Source organism: Corynebacterium sp. LK31 (assembly GCF_014335015.1).
In the GTDB taxonomy this organism is placed as follows: Bacteria; Actinomycetota; Actinomycetes; order Mycobacteriales; family Mycobacteriaceae; genus Corynebacterium; species Corynebacterium jeikeium_D.
The window spans coordinates 115,832-134,581 of sequence record NZ_PDGW01000014.1 but is presented as its reverse complement, the minus strand read 5'-3'; the positions used below and the strand labels follow the sequence as shown (position 1 = coordinate 134,581).

Here is an 18,750-nt window from a genome sequence, read left to right as displayed (position 1 = left end):
GAATCGAACCTCCGACACCGGCTTTAGGAGAGCCGTGCTCTATCCACTGAGCTACTAGGGCAATCATCTTCCGGGTAAAACAGCCGTGAAAACACATTCTCGGCGGCCGGAAAATTACTTCATCACTTTAACGCATCTGCGAGCTCTAGTGGCAATTGGGTCCTCGACCTGACACGCAAACATGCAGGAAGCTCGCTATTACCCCCATGTGCTTTTGTGCTCGGCGGTGCCGCCCGGAATCTGGCTAACATGGTTTATAACGAGCGACTTTCTTGCGCTTGCGGTCGCAACAGCGCTACTTATTTTCCGGTCGCTGTTTTGGAGGAGGATGACAATATGATTAAGCCAACTTTCACGGATGTCAACGGTGTCAAGATTAAGTGCTCCATGACCACGGACTCGGACAAGCCGCACCTTTTGGTTTCGCGCATGGAAGATGATGGCTCTTTGACTCCGATTCTGGAGATGAACGTGTACGACTCCAAGTACATGGCCAACGCTTGCGAGATTTACTTGAAGCAGGCCGCTTCGGCTAACCTCCAGGGTTCGATGGCTGGCCTGTCTCCAGATGAGATGGCTGAACAGTTCGGTTACGAGGGAGATCCGACCAATCACTAGTCGAAACGACGCCGCCCGCACTCAGGCCGAGAGCCCTGTATACAGCGGATATGTCGATGTAGACGTCATCGGAATCGGCGCCGGTAGTCCGAGCCACATTACGCTCGAGGCTATCGGCGCTCTTGCTGATGTCGACGTAGTTTTTGCTCTCGACAAGGGTGATGCCAAAGCGGACTTGTTGGCTGCGCGACAGGCGATCGTCGATAAGCATGCGCCGCATGTCGAACTCGTTACCGTTCCCGACCCGCCACGTGACCGCACGCCCGATAACTACGGCGCAGTCGTCCGTGACTGGCATCAGCGCCGTGCAGAGCTGCTTGCCGACGCCTTCGTCGCTCACCTCGGACGAGAGGGCAAGCGCCGCGGTGCGTTCTTGGTCTGGGGTGACCCCTCCTTGTATGACTCAACATTGCGGATTTTGCAGCGCGTCCGCGACCTTGGGCTGGACGTGCGCTCGCGAGTTATCCCCAGTGTGACGGCGATTTCCGCGCTGACCGCAGCGCATGGAGAGTGCCTGAACCAGATTGGTAAGCCGGTATTGATTACCACTGGTCGGCGCCTGGGGGAGCGTGCGCCTGGCATGGATGCGGTGGTGATGCTCGATGGCGGTGCAGCCTGGCTCGAGCACGCGGACCCGGAGGAAGAGATTCTCTGGGGTGCATTCCTGGGAACGGAGCTGGAGACGCTCCGCCGTGGTCGCGTTGGCGACGTCGGCGAAGAGATTGCGGAGCTGAAAAAGAAGCTCCGTGCGGAGCACGGTTGGATTATGGATATCTACCTGCTGCGTTCCGGCGCCTAGGACTGAGCAGTCGTAGCGGTGCCAGTTCGGCTAGCTGACTTTCTTGCCCAAGAAGCCCTCTGCCCACCGGTGGAGGGCTTTTTCGGCGGCTTCGACGCCGTCGGCGACGGTTACCTTGGTGAGGACCTGATCGTCGTTAGGCAACACGCGTGCGGGATCGCCTGCGGGACGGACGGTGATGCTGACGTGGTCGGCATTGATGACCTCGACGGTTGCTAGTGCGAGCATCTCGACGTTCGTCTGCTCAGCAACCGCAAAGCGGTAGGCGGTGTCGTTTTCCCACTCGGTGGTGGAGTTCCGAAGGAACTCGGCGACGGAGTCAGGGGCCAATTCTGTGAGTAATTGGGTTGCGACCGGGGCGTCATCGACGCGGGAATCGTGGCGCAGCGGACGGCAGTAGAAGCGGCCGGCATTTACTTCCATGGGTTCCATACCGTCCACTCTAGACGTCCTGAACAGTGTTTAAGGGCGCCGGGGGAGGGGCTGAAAAGAATCAAGCGGGGCTGGCTGCGAATCCCATCGCAACCAGCCCCGCTTAGAGCTTTAGAACTACTTCAGTTCCATCAGGACATCGCCCTTGCCGACACCTGAGCCAGCCTCGGTAGCCAGACCCGTGACAACGCCGTCCTTGTGAGCCTTGACTGGGTTTTCCATCTTCATGGCCTCAAGGACAACCACGGTGTCACCCTCGGAGACTTCCTGGCCCTCTTCGACGTTGACCTTGATGACGGTGCCCTGCATCGGAGCAACCACAGCGTCACCGGAAGCGGCCTTCTTGGAACCGCCAGCGCGCTTCTTCTTGCTCTTCTTCTTGGCACCAGCGTTGCCGCCGCCCAGAGCCAGGTCGCCCGGCAGGGCTACCTCGACGCGGCGACCGTCGATCTCGACGACGACCTTCTGAGCCGGGACGGTGTCGGTGTCAGCGTCAGAGTCACCGTCGTACGGAGCGATTGGGTTGTCCCATTCCTCTTCAATCCACTTGGTGTAGACGTCAAACTTCTCGCCATCGCCGACAAACGCCGGGTTCTCCACAATGTGGCGGTGGAACGGAATGACCGTTGCCAGACCCTCAACCTGGTACTCAGACAGGGCGCGAGCGGAGCGGCGCAGAGCCTCTTCGCGGGTCTCGCCCCAAACAATCAGTTTGGCCAGCATGGAGTCGAACTGACCGCCGATGACATCGCCCTCCTTGATGCCGGTGTCCATGCGGACACCCGGGCCGGACGGTTCGACGTACTTGGTGATGGTGCCCGGAGCCGGCATGAAGTTGCTGCCGGCGTCCTCGCCATTGATGCGGAACTCGAAAGCGTGACCGTGCATCTCCGGGTCTTCCTTGATGGACAGTTCCTTGCCTTCGGCAATGCGGAACTGCTCACGGACCAGATCGAGGCCGGTAATTTCCTCGGTGACCGGGTGCTCCACCTGCAGACGGGTGTTGACCTCGAGGAAGTTGATCAGGCCGTCAGCGCCGACCAGGTACTCAACGGTGCCGGCACCGTAGTAGCCAGCCTCGCGGCAGATGTCCTTAGCGGACTGGCGCAGGCGCTCATCCTGCTCCGGGGTCAGGAACGGAGCAGGTGCTTCCTCGACGAGCTTCTGGAAACGACGCTGTAGAGAGCAGTCACGGGTGGAGGCGACAACGACGTTGCCGTGCTTATCAGCGAGAACCTGGCACTCGACGTGGCGTGCCTTGTCCAGGTAGCGCTCTACGAAGCACTCACCGCGACCGAAGGCGGCAACGGCCTCGCGAGTAGCGGACTCGTAGAGGTCAGCGACCTCTTCCATCTCGTGTGCGACCTTCATGCCGCGGCCACCGCCACCGAAAGCAGCCTTAATGGCGATTGGCAGACCGTGCTCCTTAGCGAACGCGACGACCTCGTCTGCATCCTTAACCGGTTCCTTGGTGCCTGGAGCCATCGGAGCGTCAGCCTTCAGCGCAATGTGGCGAGCGGTGACCTTGTCGCCCAGGGCGCGGATGGACTCTGGCGACGGGCCGATCCAAATCAGGCCAGCGTTCTCAACAGCCTCAGCAAAGTCGCCGTTCTCCGACAGGAAGCCGTAGCCCGGGTGGATGGCATTAGCGCCGGACTTCTTTGCGGCATCCAGAATCTTATCGAAGACTAGGTAAGACTCAGCGGAAGTGGTGCCACCGAGAGCAAAAGCCTCATCCGCCATAGTCACGAATGGAGCGTCCGCATCCGGCTCAGCGTAAACGGCGACGGAAGGAATGCCTGCGTCCTTCGCAGCGCGAATAACGCGAACGGCAATCTCGCCACGGTTGGCGACGAGAACCTTCGTGATTTTTTCAGTGGTCTGCTCGGACACGAAATCCTCCATTTTTCGTGGGCACCCCGAGAATTGGCCCTCGGGGCAAGGTTGCGACAGTCATTTGTAGGAATCACAAGCAGCACTGCAGTTAACTGAGCGGTGAACCGCAATGCGGTTAACCACGCGGTAGCTAACAGCGTGTGACCCAATGCCTCCATTGTGTCACAGGTGCGGTAAGCAACCTCTTTTTGCTCGCTACATAAGGGGGTAGGGATTGTGACCTTGAGCAGCGTTCAAGTGGGTGTGGGGGCAGCTGAAGTGGCTATTTTTCGCCCAAAAATCTAAGTTTGCGGCCAAAATTACCACCTAAGAGTGCAACTGCCGCCCCCTTGATTGGGGGCGGCAGGGGGAATTAATTCTCCGCTGTAGTGCCAGTCGCTGATGCCGGGAAAACGGTGGGGAGAAGTGCCCACCGGTTGCGTCAATCGTCTACAGGCTTCCCGGCTCCGAACCGTGGGCGATGGGCATGCCAATCATGTTTCCCCACTCAACCCACGAGCCGTCGTAGTTGCGAACATTCTCGTGGCCGAGCAGGTGGTGCAGTACAAACCAGGTGTGCGCGGAGCGCTCACCGATGCGGCAGTAGACAATCGCCTCATCTTCGAATTGGACGTGCGAGTAAATCTGCTCAAGCTCTTCGCGGTCGCGGAAACGCGAGTTCGGGTGAACGGACTGATTCCATGGAATGTTTACCGCGGTTGGAATGTGGCCACCACGCAGGACGCCTTCCTGTGGGTAATCGACCATGTGGGTTCGTGCACCGGCATACTCCTCCGGAGTGCGCACGTCGATAATCGGAGCCTTTCCAATGAGCTCACGTGTATCGCTGAAGTAGGCGCGCAGTGTCTTGTCGTCGCGCTCGACGACAGGGTAGTCAGTGCGTGGGTAATTGGGGACCTCGAAGCTCGTGTCTCGTTCTTCAGTCATCCAGGCATCGCGGCCACCGTTAAGCAGGCGCACGTCGGGATGCCCAAAAAGCTCGAAGACCCAGAGTGTGTAGGCGGCCCACCAGTTGGACTTGTCGCCGTAGATTACGACGGTGTCATCGCGCGAGATGCCCTTCTCGCGCATGAGCTCGGCAAAGCCTTCGGCGTCGATATAGTCGCGGCGCACGGGATCGTTAAGGTCGTGATGCCAGTCGATGCGAACCGCGCCCGGAATATGTCCAATGTCGTAGAGCAGTGAGTCCTCGTCGGATTCAACAACGCGCAGACCGGGAGAGCCCAGTCGGGCAGCAAGCCAGGAGCTAGAGACGAGGCGCTCAGGGTGGGCGTACTGCTGGAACTGGGGGTGCGGGTCGTGCGGAACAGCCATCGGATACTCCCTTGGCGCAAGTTGGGTGGGTGGGACTTTCTGACGTTTATCGTCAATTGCATATCTAGTTTACGGGTCGCGTGGCGAACGGCGGAATAGTCCCCAGTGTGAGCGCTTTCCGACGGCAACAATTGCGTCCGCGGCCACCCTGGGATACGCCTCACAGTTGGGGGTAAAAGCAGTGTTTTCAGCGCGCTTGGAGTCCAGGTAGTGCCCTAAAATTTAGCTGAGAGTTAGCGCAAAAACTGTGTTGATTCGTATCACTGGAAAATGGGCTGAAATGGGCTATCTGCCTGGGTATTCGCTGCGTTACGGAGACAATTGAGTGCCGGAAGTCCATGTATTTTCTTAAAAGGAGTGCCTGTGCACAAGAACATTGTTGTATTCGAGATCGAGGGCGGCTCGGACAAGTACTTCGACGGACACCGCAAGGACACCATGCCAATCGTCAACGCTATCCGCGAAGCCGGTTGGTCCGCTGAGGTCGTCTACTACCGACCGGAGTGGAAGGACGACCTGTACGACTACGTCTCCCAGAACTTCGACGGCTACATCTCCCGCGTAAACCCGGGCAACATCCCGGGTGGTGAGAGGGGCTACTTCGAGCTTCTGACCAGTCTCTCGGTCGCTGGTTTGGTTGGTATGTCCACCCCGGGCGAAATGATGGCCTACGGCGCAAAGGACGCACTGGTCAAGCTCAAGGACACCGACCTGGTTCCGTCTGACACCGCTGCATACTACGACGTCGAGGCATTCCACAGCACTTTCCCGACCTCCCTGTCCTACGGCGAGCGCGTCCTCAAGCAGAACCGTGGCTCCACCGGATCTGGCATTTGGCGCGTGCGTATCGCTGACGAAGAGGTTGCTAAGAACGTTGAGCCGGGCACCCCGCTGCCGCTGAACACCAAGCTGAAGTGCACCGAGGCCGTGGACAACCACACCGAGACTCGCGAGCTCGGCGAGTTCATGGATTTCTGCGACCAGTACATCATCGGCGATAACGGCATGCTCGTGGACATGCGCTTCATGCCGCGCATCACCGAAGGCGAAATTCGCATTCTGCTGGTCGGTCCGCACCCGGTCTTCGTGGTTCACAAGAAGCCGGCCGAGGGCGGCGACGCTTTCTCCGCAACCTTGTTCTCTGGCGCGAAGTACACCTACAACAAGCCGGAAGAGTGGCAGGACCTCATCGACATGTTTGCTGAGGCTCGCCCGGTCATTGCCGAGAACCTCGGTGGCGACAATATCCCGCTAATCTGGACCGCTGATTTCATGCTGGCAGACGGCGAGAACGGCGAGGACACCTACGTTCTCGGCGAGATCAACTGCTCCTGTGTCGGCTTCACCTCCGAGCTGGATATGGGTATTCAGGAGCTTGTTGCTCAGGAGGCCATCAAGCGCGTTGAGGCTGCTAACAAGTAGTCTCAACAGCTAAGAAAACCGCACCAATTTGGTGCGGTTTTTGCTTTACGACGTCCTTGCGATGCCTACCGATTCCAGAACTGGGAGACCGAATAGCCGTAGCGATACAGAGCTCGGCGCACGACAGGTAGCGACAGTCCGATCACACTGGATGAGTCGCCATTGATGCCATCGACAAACCAGCCGCCTAGAGCCTCCAAAGTAAACGCGCCAGCGCACTTCAGCGGCTCGCCCGTCGCAGCGTAGGCACGGATGTCCTCTTCTGGGACTTCAGCGAAATCGAGGGAAGTAATCGCCACCTCAAGGTGCTCGCCCTTTGGTGTCACGACACAGTGACCAGTAATCAGCTCAGCCGTCCGGCCACTCTGTTGATGCCAGCGCTCAATGGTCTTTTCTTCCGTGTGGGGCTTGCCCTGCAACTGCCCGTCGAGAAGCAGCATTGAATCCCCGCCAATGACAATGTCATTGGGGTAGGCCGGAGAGGCAGCGTGTGCCTTGGCCTGTGCGAGTTCCTCGACGATGCGTACCGGCGATGCGTCCGGAAGGGCTGTGATTACGGCATCCTCGTCGACGTTGGGCGCTACTGTGATGGGCTCGATGCCTGCAGAGCGCAGAATGTGCAGTCGCGAAGGGGAAGTGGAAGCCAAGACGATTCGGGGGCTGCTCATAGTTAGTGATTTTAGTGAGGGCGGAATCGTAAAGCCTAATTTTTGTGGCAAACATGCGTGGGGTTGGCCCGATTGTAAGAACAGGCAGATTTTTTTAGATGGCAGCTGCCTTCTAGTGATGTAAAGTAAAGTGGACATCAAGTTAAAGAAAGTACACAGATGAGTGGGGAAGAACGTTCGAACCAGGTCAGGAGATACCGACGCTGGTTGGAGCTGAGCCAAGCGGATTTAGCCGCGAAGGTGGAGGTCTCGCGGCAAACCATTGCAAATATCGAGCGGGGAAATTACTCGCCTTCGGTGTATTTGGCGTTGCGTATCTGCAAGGTACTGGGAAAAACAGTCGAAGAAATTTTTGGTGAGGAAGGATACTGACAATGTCCTATGCGGATGTCGTAATTGAACGCAACAGCGCCACGGTGGACGATGAGTATCAGCAGATGTTGCTGCATAAGTCCTACACGTACGGGTTCACAATGATGATGTGGGCTAATTACGTGCTTGCAACGGTACTGATTTGGCTCATTCCAGAGCCAAAGATGGTGGGCGTGACAGTGGCAATCATCTTGATGCCGCTGGTTGGACTCCTGTTTTCGCAGCGGTGGTTGCGACGTCAAGTGCCAATGCCGAAGATTAATGGTCTTACAAAAGGCGAGATTGCAGCACTCGTAGCCGTCATTGGGCTGTGGCTGATTGGTTTTATCAGAGTGCAAATGCTCTCTGAGGCAAGCGCTGGTGGGGCACTATCGGAATCGTGGGGATTCATTGCCGGCGCTGTGGTGGGTGCTGCCATCGGTCTGGCGTTTGTGTATTTCCTGTTCAAGGTGGTGTGGCCGGTAGCTCGCAACCGTGATCAGCGTCGGCTGGACCGGGAGCTCGATGACGAGTTTGATGGCGAGTCGCTGGGTGAACAGCGCTAGTAATAAGCAGTGGTCAAGGCTAAGGCAGTAACAAAAACCAAAGCGCCACCATCGGAAAACCCGATGGTGGCGCTTTGTGCTAGCGAATCGACGCAGCTAGCGTGCGGTAACGACTACGCGGTAAGCGGTAGCTGTACTAGTAGAAATGGACGTTGCGGAACGTGCCCGGTACGTGCTGGTGCGGCTGGTGGAAACCCTCTTCCAGCCGACCCCAGTTGTTGCGCGGGCCGCGGTCCTCTGGGGCACCGCCGGCTGCTGCCATACCTGCGAACAAAAGCGCGAGCGTGGCGGTTTCAGCGTCTGACGGGTTGCCCTTGAGGACGGACATGAACGGTGCAGCCGGGGCTGTAGCGGCGTCCTTGTCTTCGGTTGCTGGGGTGTTTTTGGAATCGGTCACAGCGGAATGTTCCCATGCTTCTTGGCGGGTACGTTAACAACCTTGCGATCCAGCAGACGCAGACCCTCGATGATCTGGCCGCGGGTCTCGCTCGGCGGGATAACGGCGTCGATGAAGCCGCGCTCAGCAGCCATGTACGGGTTGACCAGGGTGGCCTCGTACTCTGCCTCGTACTCCTTCTGCAGTGCGACGACATCCTTGCCCTCGGCCGCAGCAGCCTTGAGCTCCTTGCGGTAGATGAAGCCGACAGCGCCGGAAGCACCCATGACCGCAATCTGAGCGGTCGGCCATGCCAGGTTGATGTCAGCGCCCATGTCCTTGGAGCCCATCACACAGTAAGCTCCGCCGTAGGCCTTACGGGTGATGACGGTAATCTTCGGGACGGTGGCCTCAGCATATGCGTACAGCAGCTTGGCGCCACGGCGGATGATGCCGTCGAACTCTTGGTTGGTGCCCGGCAGGAAGCCTGGAACGTCAACCAGCATGATGATCGGAATGTTGAAGGCGTCACAGGTGCGGACGAAGCGAGCCGCCTTCTCGGATGCCTTGATGTCGAGGCAGCCAGCGAACTGAATCGGCTGGTTGGCGACGAAACCGACCGAGCGACCCTCCACGCGACCGAAGCCGATGACCACGTTCTGTGCGTAGTCCTCCTGAATTTCCAGGAAGTCCTCGTCGTCGACCAGACGGGTGATGACGTCCTTGATGTCGTACGGCTGGTTTGGGGAGTCCGGAATCAGCGTGTCGAGCTCGAGGTCAGTCTCAGTGATGTTGTCAGCGATGGAGCCCTCGAACGGCTCAGCCTCCATGCGAGGAGCCTCAGCGCGGTTGTTGGACGGCAGGTAGCTGACTAATTCCTGAACGAAAGTCAGAGCGTCTTCGTCATCAGCGGCGGTGTAGTGCGAAGTACCGGAGGTGCTCATGTGAGTACCAGCGCCACCCAGCTCTTCCTGTGTGACCTCTTCGCCAGTGACGGTCTTAATAACGTCCGGGCCGGTGATGAACATCTTGGAAGTGCCATCGACCATGACAATGAAGTCGGTCAGAGCCGGGGAGTAGACGTGGCCACCAGCGCAGGCGCCCATGATCAGGGAGATCTGTGGGATAACACCAGAAGCCTGGGTGTTTCGGAAGAAAATCTGGGAGTAGAGGCCGAGGGAAACAACGCCCTCTTGGATGCGGGCACCAGCACCCTCGTTGATGCCGATAATTGGGACACCGGTCTTGATGGCCAAATCCATGATCTTGACAATCTTTTCACCGTAGACTTCACCGAGCGCGCCACCGAAGATGGCGCCGTCCTGCGAGAAGACACAGACCTGGCGGCCATCGATGGTGCCGTAGCCTGTCACAACACCGTCAGTGACAGGGCGCTTGGCGTCGAGGCCGAAGTTCTTGGAGCGGTGACGTGCGAGAGCGTCAACCTCCACGAACGAGCCCTCGTCCAAGAGGAACTCGATGCGCTCACGAGCGGTCATCTTGCCCTTGTCGTGGACGCGGTCAATGCTGGCCTGGCCCATTGGAGCCTGGGTCTCTGCGAGACGGGCTCGCAGATCGGCCAGCTTTCCAGCAGTAGTGGTCAAATCCGGGGTTTCACCGGTTGATGTATTTGCGGCAGTCGTCATACCAACTAGTTTACGTTTCGAAAACGGGGGGAGGTAGTTGGGGGCAATCGCTGTTAACAAAAGTAGGGGTAATGACTAGCTCGTTGTACAGCAAAAAGCCTGCTCTTACAGTGGAATATTGCCGTGCTTGCGCGCAGGCCACGGTACTTTCTTTGAAGATAGAAGGCGCAGATTTTTTATCACTCGAGTTCGTGTCTCGGAGGGGAGGATGACTTCATCAATTAACCCCCGTTCGGCGGCACGATAAGGCGTGAGCATGTGTTGCTCGTATCCCATTTCCAGTTCAGCAATGAGTTCTTTCACACTCTCGGGAGTGCCAAATCTATCGGCCGCTGGGTCTGCTGCGAGAGCTGCTTCGGTGGCGGTTCGAATCTCGGCACGATGGAGGAAGCGTACTGCGCCTGAGGCGCCCATCACGGCGATCTGTGCCGTCGGCCAAGCCAGATTTACATCCGCGCCGAGCCCCTTTGATCCCATCACGCAATACGCGCCGCCATAGGCTTTGCGCATGGTGACGGTGATTTTAGGAACGGTTGCTTCTGCATACGCATAGAGCAATTTAGCGCCACGGCGCAGAATTCCCTGGTGTTCTTGATTTGAACCGGGGAGAAAGCCGGGTACGTCTACGAGAAAGACGAGTGGAATGTTGAAACAATCGCAGGTTCGGACGAATCGCGCGGCCTTCTCCGCTGCATCGATATCTAGGCAGCCCGCGAATTCCATGGGCTGATTAGCGACAAACCCAACAGATTGACCGTTGAGACGGCCAAGGCCAATCACGACATTGGCTGCTCGGTTTTCCTGGATTTCCAGGAACTCCGCATCGTCGCAAAGCGCGTAGATGACTTCGTGCACGTCGTACGGCGTGGATGGGCTGTCGGGAATGAGACTGTCGAGGGTGCGATCGGTGTCGGTGATTTCGTCACTGGCATCGGAATCCCAGCTGGGCGCGGGGGAGGTTGTGTTGTTGGGGAGGTAGTCGAGCAAATCGCAGACCCAGTCGAGTCCATCCTGCTCGCTAGCGGCGGTGTAGTGGGAGTTTCCGGCGATCTCCATATGGGTGTCGGCGCCGCCGAGCTCGTGCTGGCTGATTTTTTCGCCTGTGACTGTTTCGATTACGTCAGGGCCGGTGACGAACATACGGGAGTTTTCCTCCACCATGACAACGAAGTCCGTCAGTGCTGGGGAGTAGGCATTTCCGCCCGCGCAGGCGCCAAAAATGACTGAAATCTGCGGAATGACGCCGCTGGCGCGAACGTTGTGGTGGAACGTCTGGGCAATAAAGTCCAGTGAGACTGCGCCATCTTGGATGCGGGCGCCGGCACCTTCGTACATGCCAATAAGGGGGCGGCCGGTAGTGATGGCAAGTTCCTGAATCTTGACCATCTTTTCGCCGTAGACCTCTCCGAGTGCACCACCGAAGATTGTGCCGTCCTGAGAGAAGATGCAGACCTCACGGCCGTCTATGGTTCCCCAGCCGGTGATGATTCCGTCGGTCGCGGGGCGTTTGGCTTCCATCCCAAATGCGGTAGTGCGGTGGCGGGCTAGCGCATCAAATTCGACAAAAGATCCTTCGTCCAGCAGGTAGTCAATGCGCTCGCGGGCATTCATGCGCTCAGTCAGTTTGAGCTTGTCGTAGCCCCGCGACCCCATCGGAGTCAGTGCAGCAGTGCGTCGGCGTAGAAGGTCTTCATTGAGGAAAGCGGTGGTGTGTTGCTCCGCCGCCAAACGTGAGGAAATAGTCATGTTATGGAATGTAGTGTTTGGGAAGGAAAATAGTAAAGCAGGCGAGCTGTGATGATTCTCACGCTGTAGAGCTCTTGAGAAAGGTCACGACTCAGTGAATCCGGCCATGGCGCTAGACTGCTGTGCATGACCAACCCCAGGATTGTTGCTTCCCGCAAGCCTCTTGACGCCACGCGTGTGCGCGCAGCCGCGCCGGGCTGGAATTCCATTGAGGTTGTCGAAACCACTGGTTCGACCAACGCTGATCTTCGGAAACAGGCGGCACTGGGGCAGGTGGCAGATCTCAGTGCGCTTATCGCCTCGGAGCAGACCGCAGGTCGCGGTCGACTGAGTCGTAGTTGGACGGCCCCGAAGGGTGCGTCCATTGCACTCAGCGCGCTGCTGCGCCCGGAAGGGCTCGCACCCGAGCAACTGGGTCTGTTGCCGTTAGTCGCGGGCCTCGCAGTTGTCGATGCTGTTGTGGAAGTTGCGGGTCTTGCGCCTGAACGCGTTTCTCTGAAGTGGCCGAACGATGTCCTGGTTGACGGTCGTAAGCTCTGCGGAATTCTGGTGGAGGCCGCGTCGCTGACACCGCCAATTCTCATTCCGGGAATCGGCGTCAACGTTTCCCTGCAGGAAGATGAGCTGCCGGTGCCACACGCCATTTCGCTATACCTGGCGGGAGCGGAAAACCTCGACCGCGACGACATCTCCGCTGGTGTGCTGCGTGCGCTGGGACGTCGTCAAGCGCAGTGGCGAAAGGGCGATGCGGAGCTGCTGCGGGACTACGAGGCGGTGTGCGCGACCATCGGTTCGAACGTGCGCGTGGAGTTGCCGGGGGATCGCGTGCTGGTGGGCAAGGCGGTTGGCGTGCGTGCCGACGGCGAATTGATCGTCACCGATGAAGCTGGCACAAGTCACTTTGTTGCGGCCGGTGACGTGTTCCATGTTCGTGCCACTGACGGCGGCTATGCGTCCCCGCAGGCTGATTCGGAGCGGGGGTAGTGCTGTATGACCTTTCCCGATGATGAGTTGGACACGCGCGAGGCAATTCTGCTGGACACCAATCCAACTTTTGGTCGGCTGGTGTGGCCGCTCTTGGAACTCATGGTTATCACGGGCGTCTGCTGGTTGCTGATTGGTTTTATCGACGGCCCTGCGATTGCTCCGGGAGATCTGCAAGGTGTGCGTCAGCTGCTGCTCTTCGCGTGGCTGGGGCTTATTCTCTGGCGCGTCGTTCGTCCGGTACTAAGTTGGTTGGGGGAGCGGTTCGTACTAACTGATAGGCGAATTATTCTGCGCCGTGGCATTCTGCGCCCGCAGGTGGTCTCGATTGATCTGCGTTCGGTACGTGCGGTCAATCGCAAGGGCGGCGTGCTGTATCTGCACACCCGCAGTTTCGGCCCGCCGCTGGCTGTGGAAGATATTCCCAGCTCTCGTAAGGTGGCTAAGTTGGTCTCCCGGTTGACTTAGAATTTTGGGTCATAACCTACAATCAGGGGTGTGATTGCTTCGGATACCCCTGAAAACTCCACTAATTCCACTTCTAATTCCGCTGCAGCGCTAACTGCTGCGCAGCATCCCGCGCATGCTGATGGCGTGCCGGTTGTGGCGGTGATTGGTGACGGTCAGCTGGCTCGTATGATGCAGACTGAGGCCATTGAGCTGGGACAGTCCATCCGTTTGCTCGCCGGTTCGCCGGATGCTTCCGCAGCGCAGGTGTGTGCGGACGTTATCATCGGCGACTACCACGTCTGGGAAGATGTTGAGCGCGCTGTCGCCGGTGCGCAGGCCGTGACTTTCGACCATGAGCACGTTCCCACCGAATTCCTCAACAAGCTGACCGAGATGGGCTACTCGGTTCAGCCTCAGCCGTCGGCGTTGCTGTACGCGCAGGATAAGCTGCTGATGCGCCAGCGCCTGGAGGAACTGGGCGCTCCAGTACCTGCCTACGCTGCAATTGAGTCCGCCGAGGATGCCGAAGCATTCTTCGACCGCGTTGACGGTGCCGTCTGCCTGAAGGCTCGCCGCGGCGGTTACGACGGTCACGGCGTGTGGTTCCCGAAGGACCGCGAGAATCTGCGCACGCTTGTCGACGAGCTGTTGGGCAAAGATGTGCCGCTGATGGCCGAGCGGAAGGTCGCGCTGGTTCGTGAGTTGTCGGCCATGTGTGCGCGCACGCCGTCGGGCGAGGTCAAGGCCTGGCCGGTCCTCGAGTCCGTGCAGCGTGACGGCATCTGTGTTGAGGCAATCTGCCCGGCGCCAGGGCTTGCCGACGACCTTGCGAGAGCGGCCGAAAAGCTCAGTGTGACCATCGCTTCCGAGCTGGGAGTAACCGGCGCGCTGGCAGTTGAGCTGTTCGAAACCGTCGATGCTGACGGCAATCCGGAGATTTTTGTCAACGAGTTGGCCATGCGGCCACACAACACTGGTCACTGGTCGCAGGACGGCTGTGAGACCAGCCAGTTTGAGCAGCACCTGCGTGCAGTTGCTGACATGCCACTGGGTTCCACTCGCCCGACTGCGCCGGTGACGGTAATGGTCAATACGCTCGGTGGCGATGAGGCCTCGGATGTACCTATTTCACAGCGTTTTGCTGAGGTATGGCGTCGTTTCCCATCAGCGAAGATTCACTGGTACGGGAAGGATTGGCGCCCTGGACGTAAGCTGGGGCACGTCAACCTGTGCGGCTACGACGCAAGCCCGGAAGGCATCGCGGAGACCCGGCGGGTTGCCAACCTCGCTGCTGGCTACATCGTCGATGGCGTGTGGGCAGACGGCTACACCGCATAGGTGGCTGGCGCTGTATAAGAATTAGATTGCTATCTCAAGGAGACAACATTGGCTGAAGCAAACCAGGTGGCAAGCCCGAAGTTGGCCAACGTAACCGGTCCGCTGGTCGGTCTGATTATGGGGTCGGACTCGGATTGGCCGACCATGGAGCCCGCAGCGGAGGTCTTGGCTGAGTTCGGAATTCCCTTTGAGGTAGGTGTGGTCTCTGCACACCGCACTCCGGAACGCATGATTGACTACGCAAAGTCCGCCGCTGACAAGGGGCTGCGCTGCATTATCGCTGGCGCCGGTGGTGCAGCACACCTGCCGGGCATGGTTGCGTCGGCCACTCCGCTGCCGGTTATCGGCGTGCCACGCGCGTTGGAGAACCTGGAGGGTGTCGATTCCCTGCTGTCAATCGTTCAGATGCCGGGCGGCGTTCCGGTGGCAACCGTCGGTGTGGGCGGCGCTAAGAACGCTGGCCTGCTGGCTGTGCGTATTCTCTCGGCCGGTTACCCGGAGCTCATTGTGGCGATGGAGAACTACCAGGCCAACATGCGCGATCAGGTCCTGGAAAAGGACGAGCGTCTGCGCAAGAAGCTGATGGGTGAGTAGGGCGCGCAACCAGCCCCGAACTACCCGCGCATATGAACTGCGGGGTAGTGGAACGTGTCCGGGTCGGCGGTCTCCCAGGCTTCGGCCCAGTTGTGGAAGCGAGTTCCGCTCAGCAGCTCGCCTGGCTGCAGCCAGTTGTAGAGCTCCGCGTAGGTCTCACCGACCTGCTCATTGGTGCGCCGCAGCAGGTGGGACGGCCCCAGCTCAGAGAAGCTATTCAGGCCCATCGATGCCAATAGGCTAGCTGCTTCCGCGACCGTGGCATTGTGATAGTTGGCCACACGCTGACCCTTGTCGTCGACATCCAGGGCCTTCCACAGGCTCGGATCCTGGGTAGCCACACCCACCGGGCAGGTGTTTGTATGACATAGCTGAGATTGGATACAGCCGGTGGCCATCATCATGCCGCGAGCCGAGTTCACAAAGTCAGCACCGATGCACATGCGCTTCACAATATCGAAGCCAGTAATGACCTTGCCGGACGCACCGAGCTTAATGCGATCTCGCAGACCGGCACCTACGAGCGCGTTATGGACGAGAATCAGGCCGTCGGTAAGCGGCAGGCCAACGCGGTCGGAGTATTCCAGCGGTGCAGCGCCGGTGCCGCCTTCAGCGCCGTCGACGATGATGAAGTCCGGGGTGATGTTCTCTTCCAGCATGGCCTTGCACACGGCGAGGAACTCAAGCTGGGAGCCAACACACAGCTTGAAACCGACCGGCTTGCCACCGTTGAGCTCGCGCATGGTGCCCATAAACCGAACAAGTTCACGCGGGGTGGAGTAGACGCGGTGGTACGGCGGGCTCATCACACCCTTGCCAACTGGTACGTGGCGAGTAGCCGCGATTTCCTCATTGACCTTGTGACCTGGCAGCATGCCGCCGAGTCCAGGCTTTGCGCCCTGGCTAACCTTCAGATAGGTTGCCTTGACCTGCGGAATCTTAGCCTTTTCGCGGAAGAGCTCCGGATCGAAGTCGCCATCCTCGGTACGCGCACCGAAGTAACCGGAACCCAGCTGCCAATAGAGGTCGGCACCATACTTCAAATGGTAAGGGCTGATAGCGCCCTCGCCGGTGTCCTGTACGAAGTTGCCCAGCTTCGCGCCCTTATTCATTGCCATGACAGCGTTAGGGGACAGAGAGCCGAAACTCATGGCTGAGATGTTGAAGATAGACGCTGAGTACGGCTGGGCGCAGTCCGGACCGCCAATATCTACGCGCGGATCCTCGATGACGTGCTGGCTCGGCGCCATCGAGTGGCGGACGTACTCGTAGCCGGGCGCATTAATCTTTCGCTCAGTACCGAATGACTTCTTCGAGGACAGCCCCTTCGCACGCTCGTAGACCACGGTACGGGTATCGCGGTCGAATGGAGCGCCGTCGAAGTTGCGTTCGATGAAGTACTGCTGCATCTCAGGGCGAATGGTCTCACCCATGTAGCGCAGATGGCCGATGACCGGGAAGTTCCGCAAGATGGAGTGCTTCCTCTGAAGCATGTCATAGATAGCCACAACATCCAGGAAGAGGATGAAGGCCATCAGAATCCACCACCATGGGCTCAGATCCCATACAGCCAGTGCGCCCAAGACGTTGATGAGGGCGAGAATCGCAAGAATATATGGTCGGGTAATCACGGTTTCCAGGTTATCGCGACTACTTAGAGCGCTTCTCGACGGGACAGCTGCGACTAAATCACACGGGCTTTTTCGGCCGTAGAAATAGCAGTGACACGCTCGCTATCGCCACCGCGCACGACGACGGCAGCACCTCCACGAACCCAAGCCGACAGCACATTACATGCCCATTTATCTGCGGTGACCTGTGAAGAATCAGGCACCAGCCAGCCGTCGGAAACGACGCGGGAACCGGGCGTGAGCTGCATCTCGTCCGCATAATCGCCAGCAGATGAAAGCAGTTCTGCAGCCGACTTTTCCCCAATAACGGGGGTTTGGTCGGAGTCCGGGCCTGCGCCTAGATATGCGTCTGGGTGGAAACGAACTTCCGGACCAAAGTCAATGACTCCCGGTGGAATATCATCACCGCATTCCACGACACCGCGGCCAAAGGGATCGTCGGTAAGCACTGCGAGGTAGGCATCTGGGAACTTCTCTTCCCACGTGCTGACGTTGCTGACAGTGGTGAATACGACCAGCGGCTCCTCATCGCTAACGGTGACGCCAGCACGCTCGCAGCCCAGGATGATGCAGGCGGACTGCCAAATCAACGGCAAGTCAATCCATACTTGGTCTCCGGCGACGAGGTCGAACTCATCGTGCAGCATGTTGGCGATCTTGCTGGCCCAGTTGTCCAGAGTTTGGGCCGATAGATCAGTACGACCGCCGGTAGTTTCGTCATAACAGGTCAAACGAGGCACGGACGGGTCGGCCTCGAGAAGTGTCTTCAGAATCTCCACGCCTCCAAGGGTAACGAGATTCTCTCCAGGCCGTCGGGAAGAGTCCCCTAACTCAACAGCAGGGTGAACAAAAGGACCGTCGGCAAGCAGGCGATTGTCGTAATCACGCCACAATCGCGCGCCTGTTCAAGGTTCCGGCCGAAACGGGAGGCGAAGGTGTAGACGTTCTGGGCTGTCGGCAGGCCGGCGATAATCACAGCTGCCAGCAGCGCATGCCCGCTGAGACCAAAGACAAAATGGCCGAACAGGAGAGCCAGCGCGGGGTGCAGGAAAAGCTTCAGCGTAGACGCCACCACGACGGCGCGACGAGGGGAGCGGCCGGCTTCCATAAACGGCATGCCATGCAAACTAATACCGAAGGCCAAAAGTGCCATTGGCACCGCGGCCTGCCCCAATAGCCCCACTGGATGCGCTACGAACTGAGGTAGTTTGATAGCAAACGCATTAACCGCAAGTCCCACCATCGCCGCCAGAAAGATCGGGTTCTTCAGCGGTGCCATGATGACATTGCGCGGTCGGAAATGGCCGCGGTTAGTGAGGATTTCCAGCACGGTCATGGAAGCGGGCGCATAGAAGGCAATCTGAAAGATAAGGGCTGGGACGACGGCGGTAGCGTCGTGAAGCACTGCGACAGCGATGGGCACGCCGAGATTAGCGACGTTGTTGTAACTCGACGACATCGCGCCGACCACAGCATCGGCGCCGCGCTGTTTGAACATGGGTGCCACAAAGATCCGGTAAAACGCCGCCGTGCCAAGCGCCGACAGTGCCGCGACGCCAAACGCCGAACCGAAGATGCTCGCCGAATCCGCCGTCGCGAGCGTGTGCGCGAGCATGCACGGCATCGCAATCCAGAACACGACCATATTCAGGGTAAAAGATGCCCGCTTATCGACGATCTCACTGCGCCCAAACAACCAGCCAACAATGATCAGTACTGCGACGGAACCAAAGCCGGTGAATATTTCGGTGAGAGCGGGCATAAGTGCATATTTTAGACAATAAAAAACGGACCCAATCCAATCCCCTTGGTGGGGAAGGACTGAGTCCGTTTTACGCTGTTATCGCATGTATCGTCATGCGGCCAGCGCGTAAATAAGGCCTTTCGGCGGGTATTCGAATGATCGGCTCCCGCCGACC

Annotated in this window: 19 protein-coding genes; 9 read left to right on the top strand and 10 right to left on the bottom strand. The window is 58.6% G+C overall.

The genetic code is table 11. The features are described 5' to 3' along the window. Positions 1-336: 336 nt before the first annotated feature. Both CRD18_RS07215 and cobF read left to right on the top strand, forming a co-directional pair. Positions 337-618 (top strand): hypothetical protein, encoded by a 282-nt coding sequence (locus tag CRD18_RS07215; RefSeq protein WP_016423292.1) that lies wholly within the window; start codon positions 337-339, stop codon positions 616-618. Then, the gene (gene cobF, locus CRD18_RS07210; RefSeq protein WP_016423291.1) at positions 569-1,417 is read left to right on the top strand and encodes a precorrin-6A synthase (deacetylating); all 849 of its coding nucleotides are present in this window, start codon (positions 569-571) and stop codon (positions 1,415-1,417) included. The genes CRD18_RS07215 and cobF overlap by 50 nt, the downstream gene beginning before the upstream one ends. A gap of 30 nt (positions 1,418-1,447) precedes the next feature. On the opposite strand, the gene CRD18_RS07205 is transcribed toward cobF, so the two are convergent. The 3 genes from CRD18_RS07205 to CRD18_RS07195 form a co-directional block, all read right to left on the bottom strand. Continuing rightward, a complete protein-coding gene (locus CRD18_RS07205) occupies positions 1,448-1,849 on the bottom strand; it encodes a hypothetical protein (RefSeq protein ID WP_042388876.1) in 402 nt (133 codons plus the stop codon). A gap of 117 nt (positions 1,850-1,966) precedes the next feature. Further along, the gene (locus CRD18_RS07200) at positions 1,967-3,754 is read right to left on the bottom strand and encodes an acetyl/propionyl/methylcrotonyl-CoA carboxylase subunit alpha (RefSeq protein WP_038626370.1); all 1,788 of its coding nucleotides are present in this window, start codon (positions 3,752-3,754) and stop codon (positions 1,967-1,969) included. Between the two features lie 420 nt (positions 3,755-4,174). Then, positions 4,175-5,059, bottom strand: a complete 885-nt coding sequence (locus CRD18_RS07195; protein WP_187406613.1) for a sulfurtransferase — start codon at positions 5,057-5,059, stop codon at positions 4,175-4,177. A 363-nt stretch (positions 5,060-5,422) separates the two neighbouring features. Between CRD18_RS07195 and CRD18_RS07190 the strand changes: the two genes are divergently transcribed. Then, complete coding sequence (locus tag CRD18_RS07190) at positions 5,423-6,481, top strand: Cj0069 family protein (RefSeq protein ID WP_016423287.1); 1,059 nt, start codon at positions 5,423-5,425, stop codon at positions 6,479-6,481. Between the two features lie 65 nt (positions 6,482-6,546). Here the strand turns inward: CRD18_RS07190 and CRD18_RS07185 are convergent, their stop codons facing one another. After that, on the bottom strand, positions 6,547-7,149 hold the full coding sequence (locus CRD18_RS07185; RefSeq protein WP_016423286.1) for a nucleoside triphosphate pyrophosphatase: 603 nt from the start codon (positions 7,147-7,149) through the stop codon (positions 6,547-6,549). Positions 7,150-7,308: 159 nt separating this feature from the next. Here CRD18_RS07185 and CRD18_RS07180 point away from each other — a divergent pair, with 159 nt between their 5' ends. Together CRD18_RS07180 and CRD18_RS07175 are read left to right on the top strand one after the other, a co-directional pair. Continuing rightward, on the top strand, positions 7,309-7,521 hold the full coding sequence (locus CRD18_RS07180) for a helix-turn-helix transcriptional regulator (RefSeq protein ID WP_048733637.1): 213 nt from the start codon (positions 7,309-7,311) through the stop codon (positions 7,519-7,521). 2 nt (positions 7,522-7,523) lie between these two features. Next, positions 7,524-8,066 (top strand): hypothetical protein, encoded by a 543-nt coding sequence (locus CRD18_RS07175; protein WP_049193052.1) that lies wholly within the window; start codon positions 7,524-7,526, stop codon positions 8,064-8,066. A gap of 136 nt (positions 8,067-8,202) precedes the next feature. On the opposite strand, the gene CRD18_RS07170 is transcribed toward CRD18_RS07175, so the two are convergent. The 3 genes from CRD18_RS07170 to CRD18_RS07160 form a co-directional block, all read right to left on the bottom strand. Beyond that, positions 8,203-8,463, bottom strand: coding sequence for an acyl-CoA carboxylase epsilon subunit (locus tag CRD18_RS07170; RefSeq protein WP_016423284.1), 261 nt, complete (start codon positions 8,461-8,463; stop codon positions 8,203-8,205). Then, entirely contained in the window at positions 8,460-10,088 is a 1,629-nt protein-coding gene (locus CRD18_RS07165; protein ID WP_016423283.1) for an acyl-CoA carboxylase subunit beta, read from the bottom strand. Before CRD18_RS07165 ends, CRD18_RS07170 begins: the two co-directional genes overlap by 4 nt. A gap of 105 nt (positions 10,089-10,193) precedes the next feature. Continuing rightward, positions 10,194-11,834 carry an acyl-CoA carboxylase subunit beta gene (locus tag CRD18_RS07160; RefSeq protein ID WP_187406612.1) on the bottom strand — a complete coding sequence of 547 codons (1,641 nt, stop codon included), beginning with the start codon at positions 11,832-11,834 and terminating at the stop codon, positions 10,194-10,196. A gap of 126 nt (positions 11,835-11,960) precedes the next feature. Here CRD18_RS07160 and CRD18_RS07155 point away from each other — a divergent pair, with 126 nt between their 5' ends. From CRD18_RS07155 to purE, 4 genes are all read left to right on the top strand, one after another. After that, positions 11,961-12,818 carry a biotin--[acetyl-CoA-carboxylase] ligase gene (locus tag CRD18_RS07155; RefSeq protein ID WP_049171316.1) on the top strand — a complete coding sequence of 286 codons (858 nt, stop codon included), beginning with the start codon at positions 11,961-11,963 and terminating at the stop codon, positions 12,816-12,818. 6 nt (positions 12,819-12,824) lie between these two features. After that, positions 12,825-13,286 (top strand): PH domain-containing protein, encoded by a 462-nt coding sequence (locus tag CRD18_RS07150; protein WP_049171313.1) that lies wholly within the window; start codon positions 12,825-12,827, stop codon positions 13,284-13,286. A 30-nt stretch (positions 13,287-13,316) separates the two neighbouring features. Beyond that, positions 13,317-14,606 (top strand): 5-(carboxyamino)imidazole ribonucleotide synthase, encoded by a 1,290-nt coding sequence (locus CRD18_RS07145; RefSeq protein ID WP_080969567.1) that lies wholly within the window; start codon positions 13,317-13,319, stop codon positions 14,604-14,606. Between the two features lie 117 nt (positions 14,607-14,723). Next, the gene (gene purE / locus CRD18_RS07140; RefSeq protein ID WP_049171375.1) at positions 14,724-15,200 is read left to right on the top strand and encodes a 5-(carboxyamino)imidazole ribonucleotide mutase; all 477 of its coding nucleotides are present in this window, start codon (positions 14,724-14,726) and stop codon (positions 15,198-15,200) included. Between the two features lie 20 nt (positions 15,201-15,220). Here the strand turns inward: purE and CRD18_RS07135 are convergent, their stop codons facing one another. From CRD18_RS07135 to CRD18_RS07125, 3 genes are read right to left on the bottom strand one after another with little or no spacing between them, the layout of a single operon-like run. After that, a complete protein-coding gene (locus CRD18_RS07135) occupies positions 15,221-16,831 on the bottom strand; it encodes an FMN-binding glutamate synthase family protein (RefSeq protein ID WP_049171310.1) in 1,611 nt (536 codons plus the stop codon). Between the two features lie 53 nt (positions 16,832-16,884). Then, a complete protein-coding gene (locus CRD18_RS07130; protein WP_049171307.1) occupies positions 16,885-17,610 on the bottom strand; it encodes a TIGR03089 family protein in 726 nt (241 codons plus the stop codon). Positions 17,611-17,657: 47 nt separating this feature from the next. Continuing rightward, positions 17,658-18,593 carry an AEC family transporter gene (locus tag CRD18_RS07125; RefSeq protein WP_049189712.1) on the bottom strand — a complete coding sequence of 312 codons (936 nt, stop codon included), beginning with the start codon at positions 18,591-18,593 and terminating at the stop codon, positions 17,658-17,660. Between the last annotated feature and the right edge of the window lie 157 nt (positions 18,594-18,750).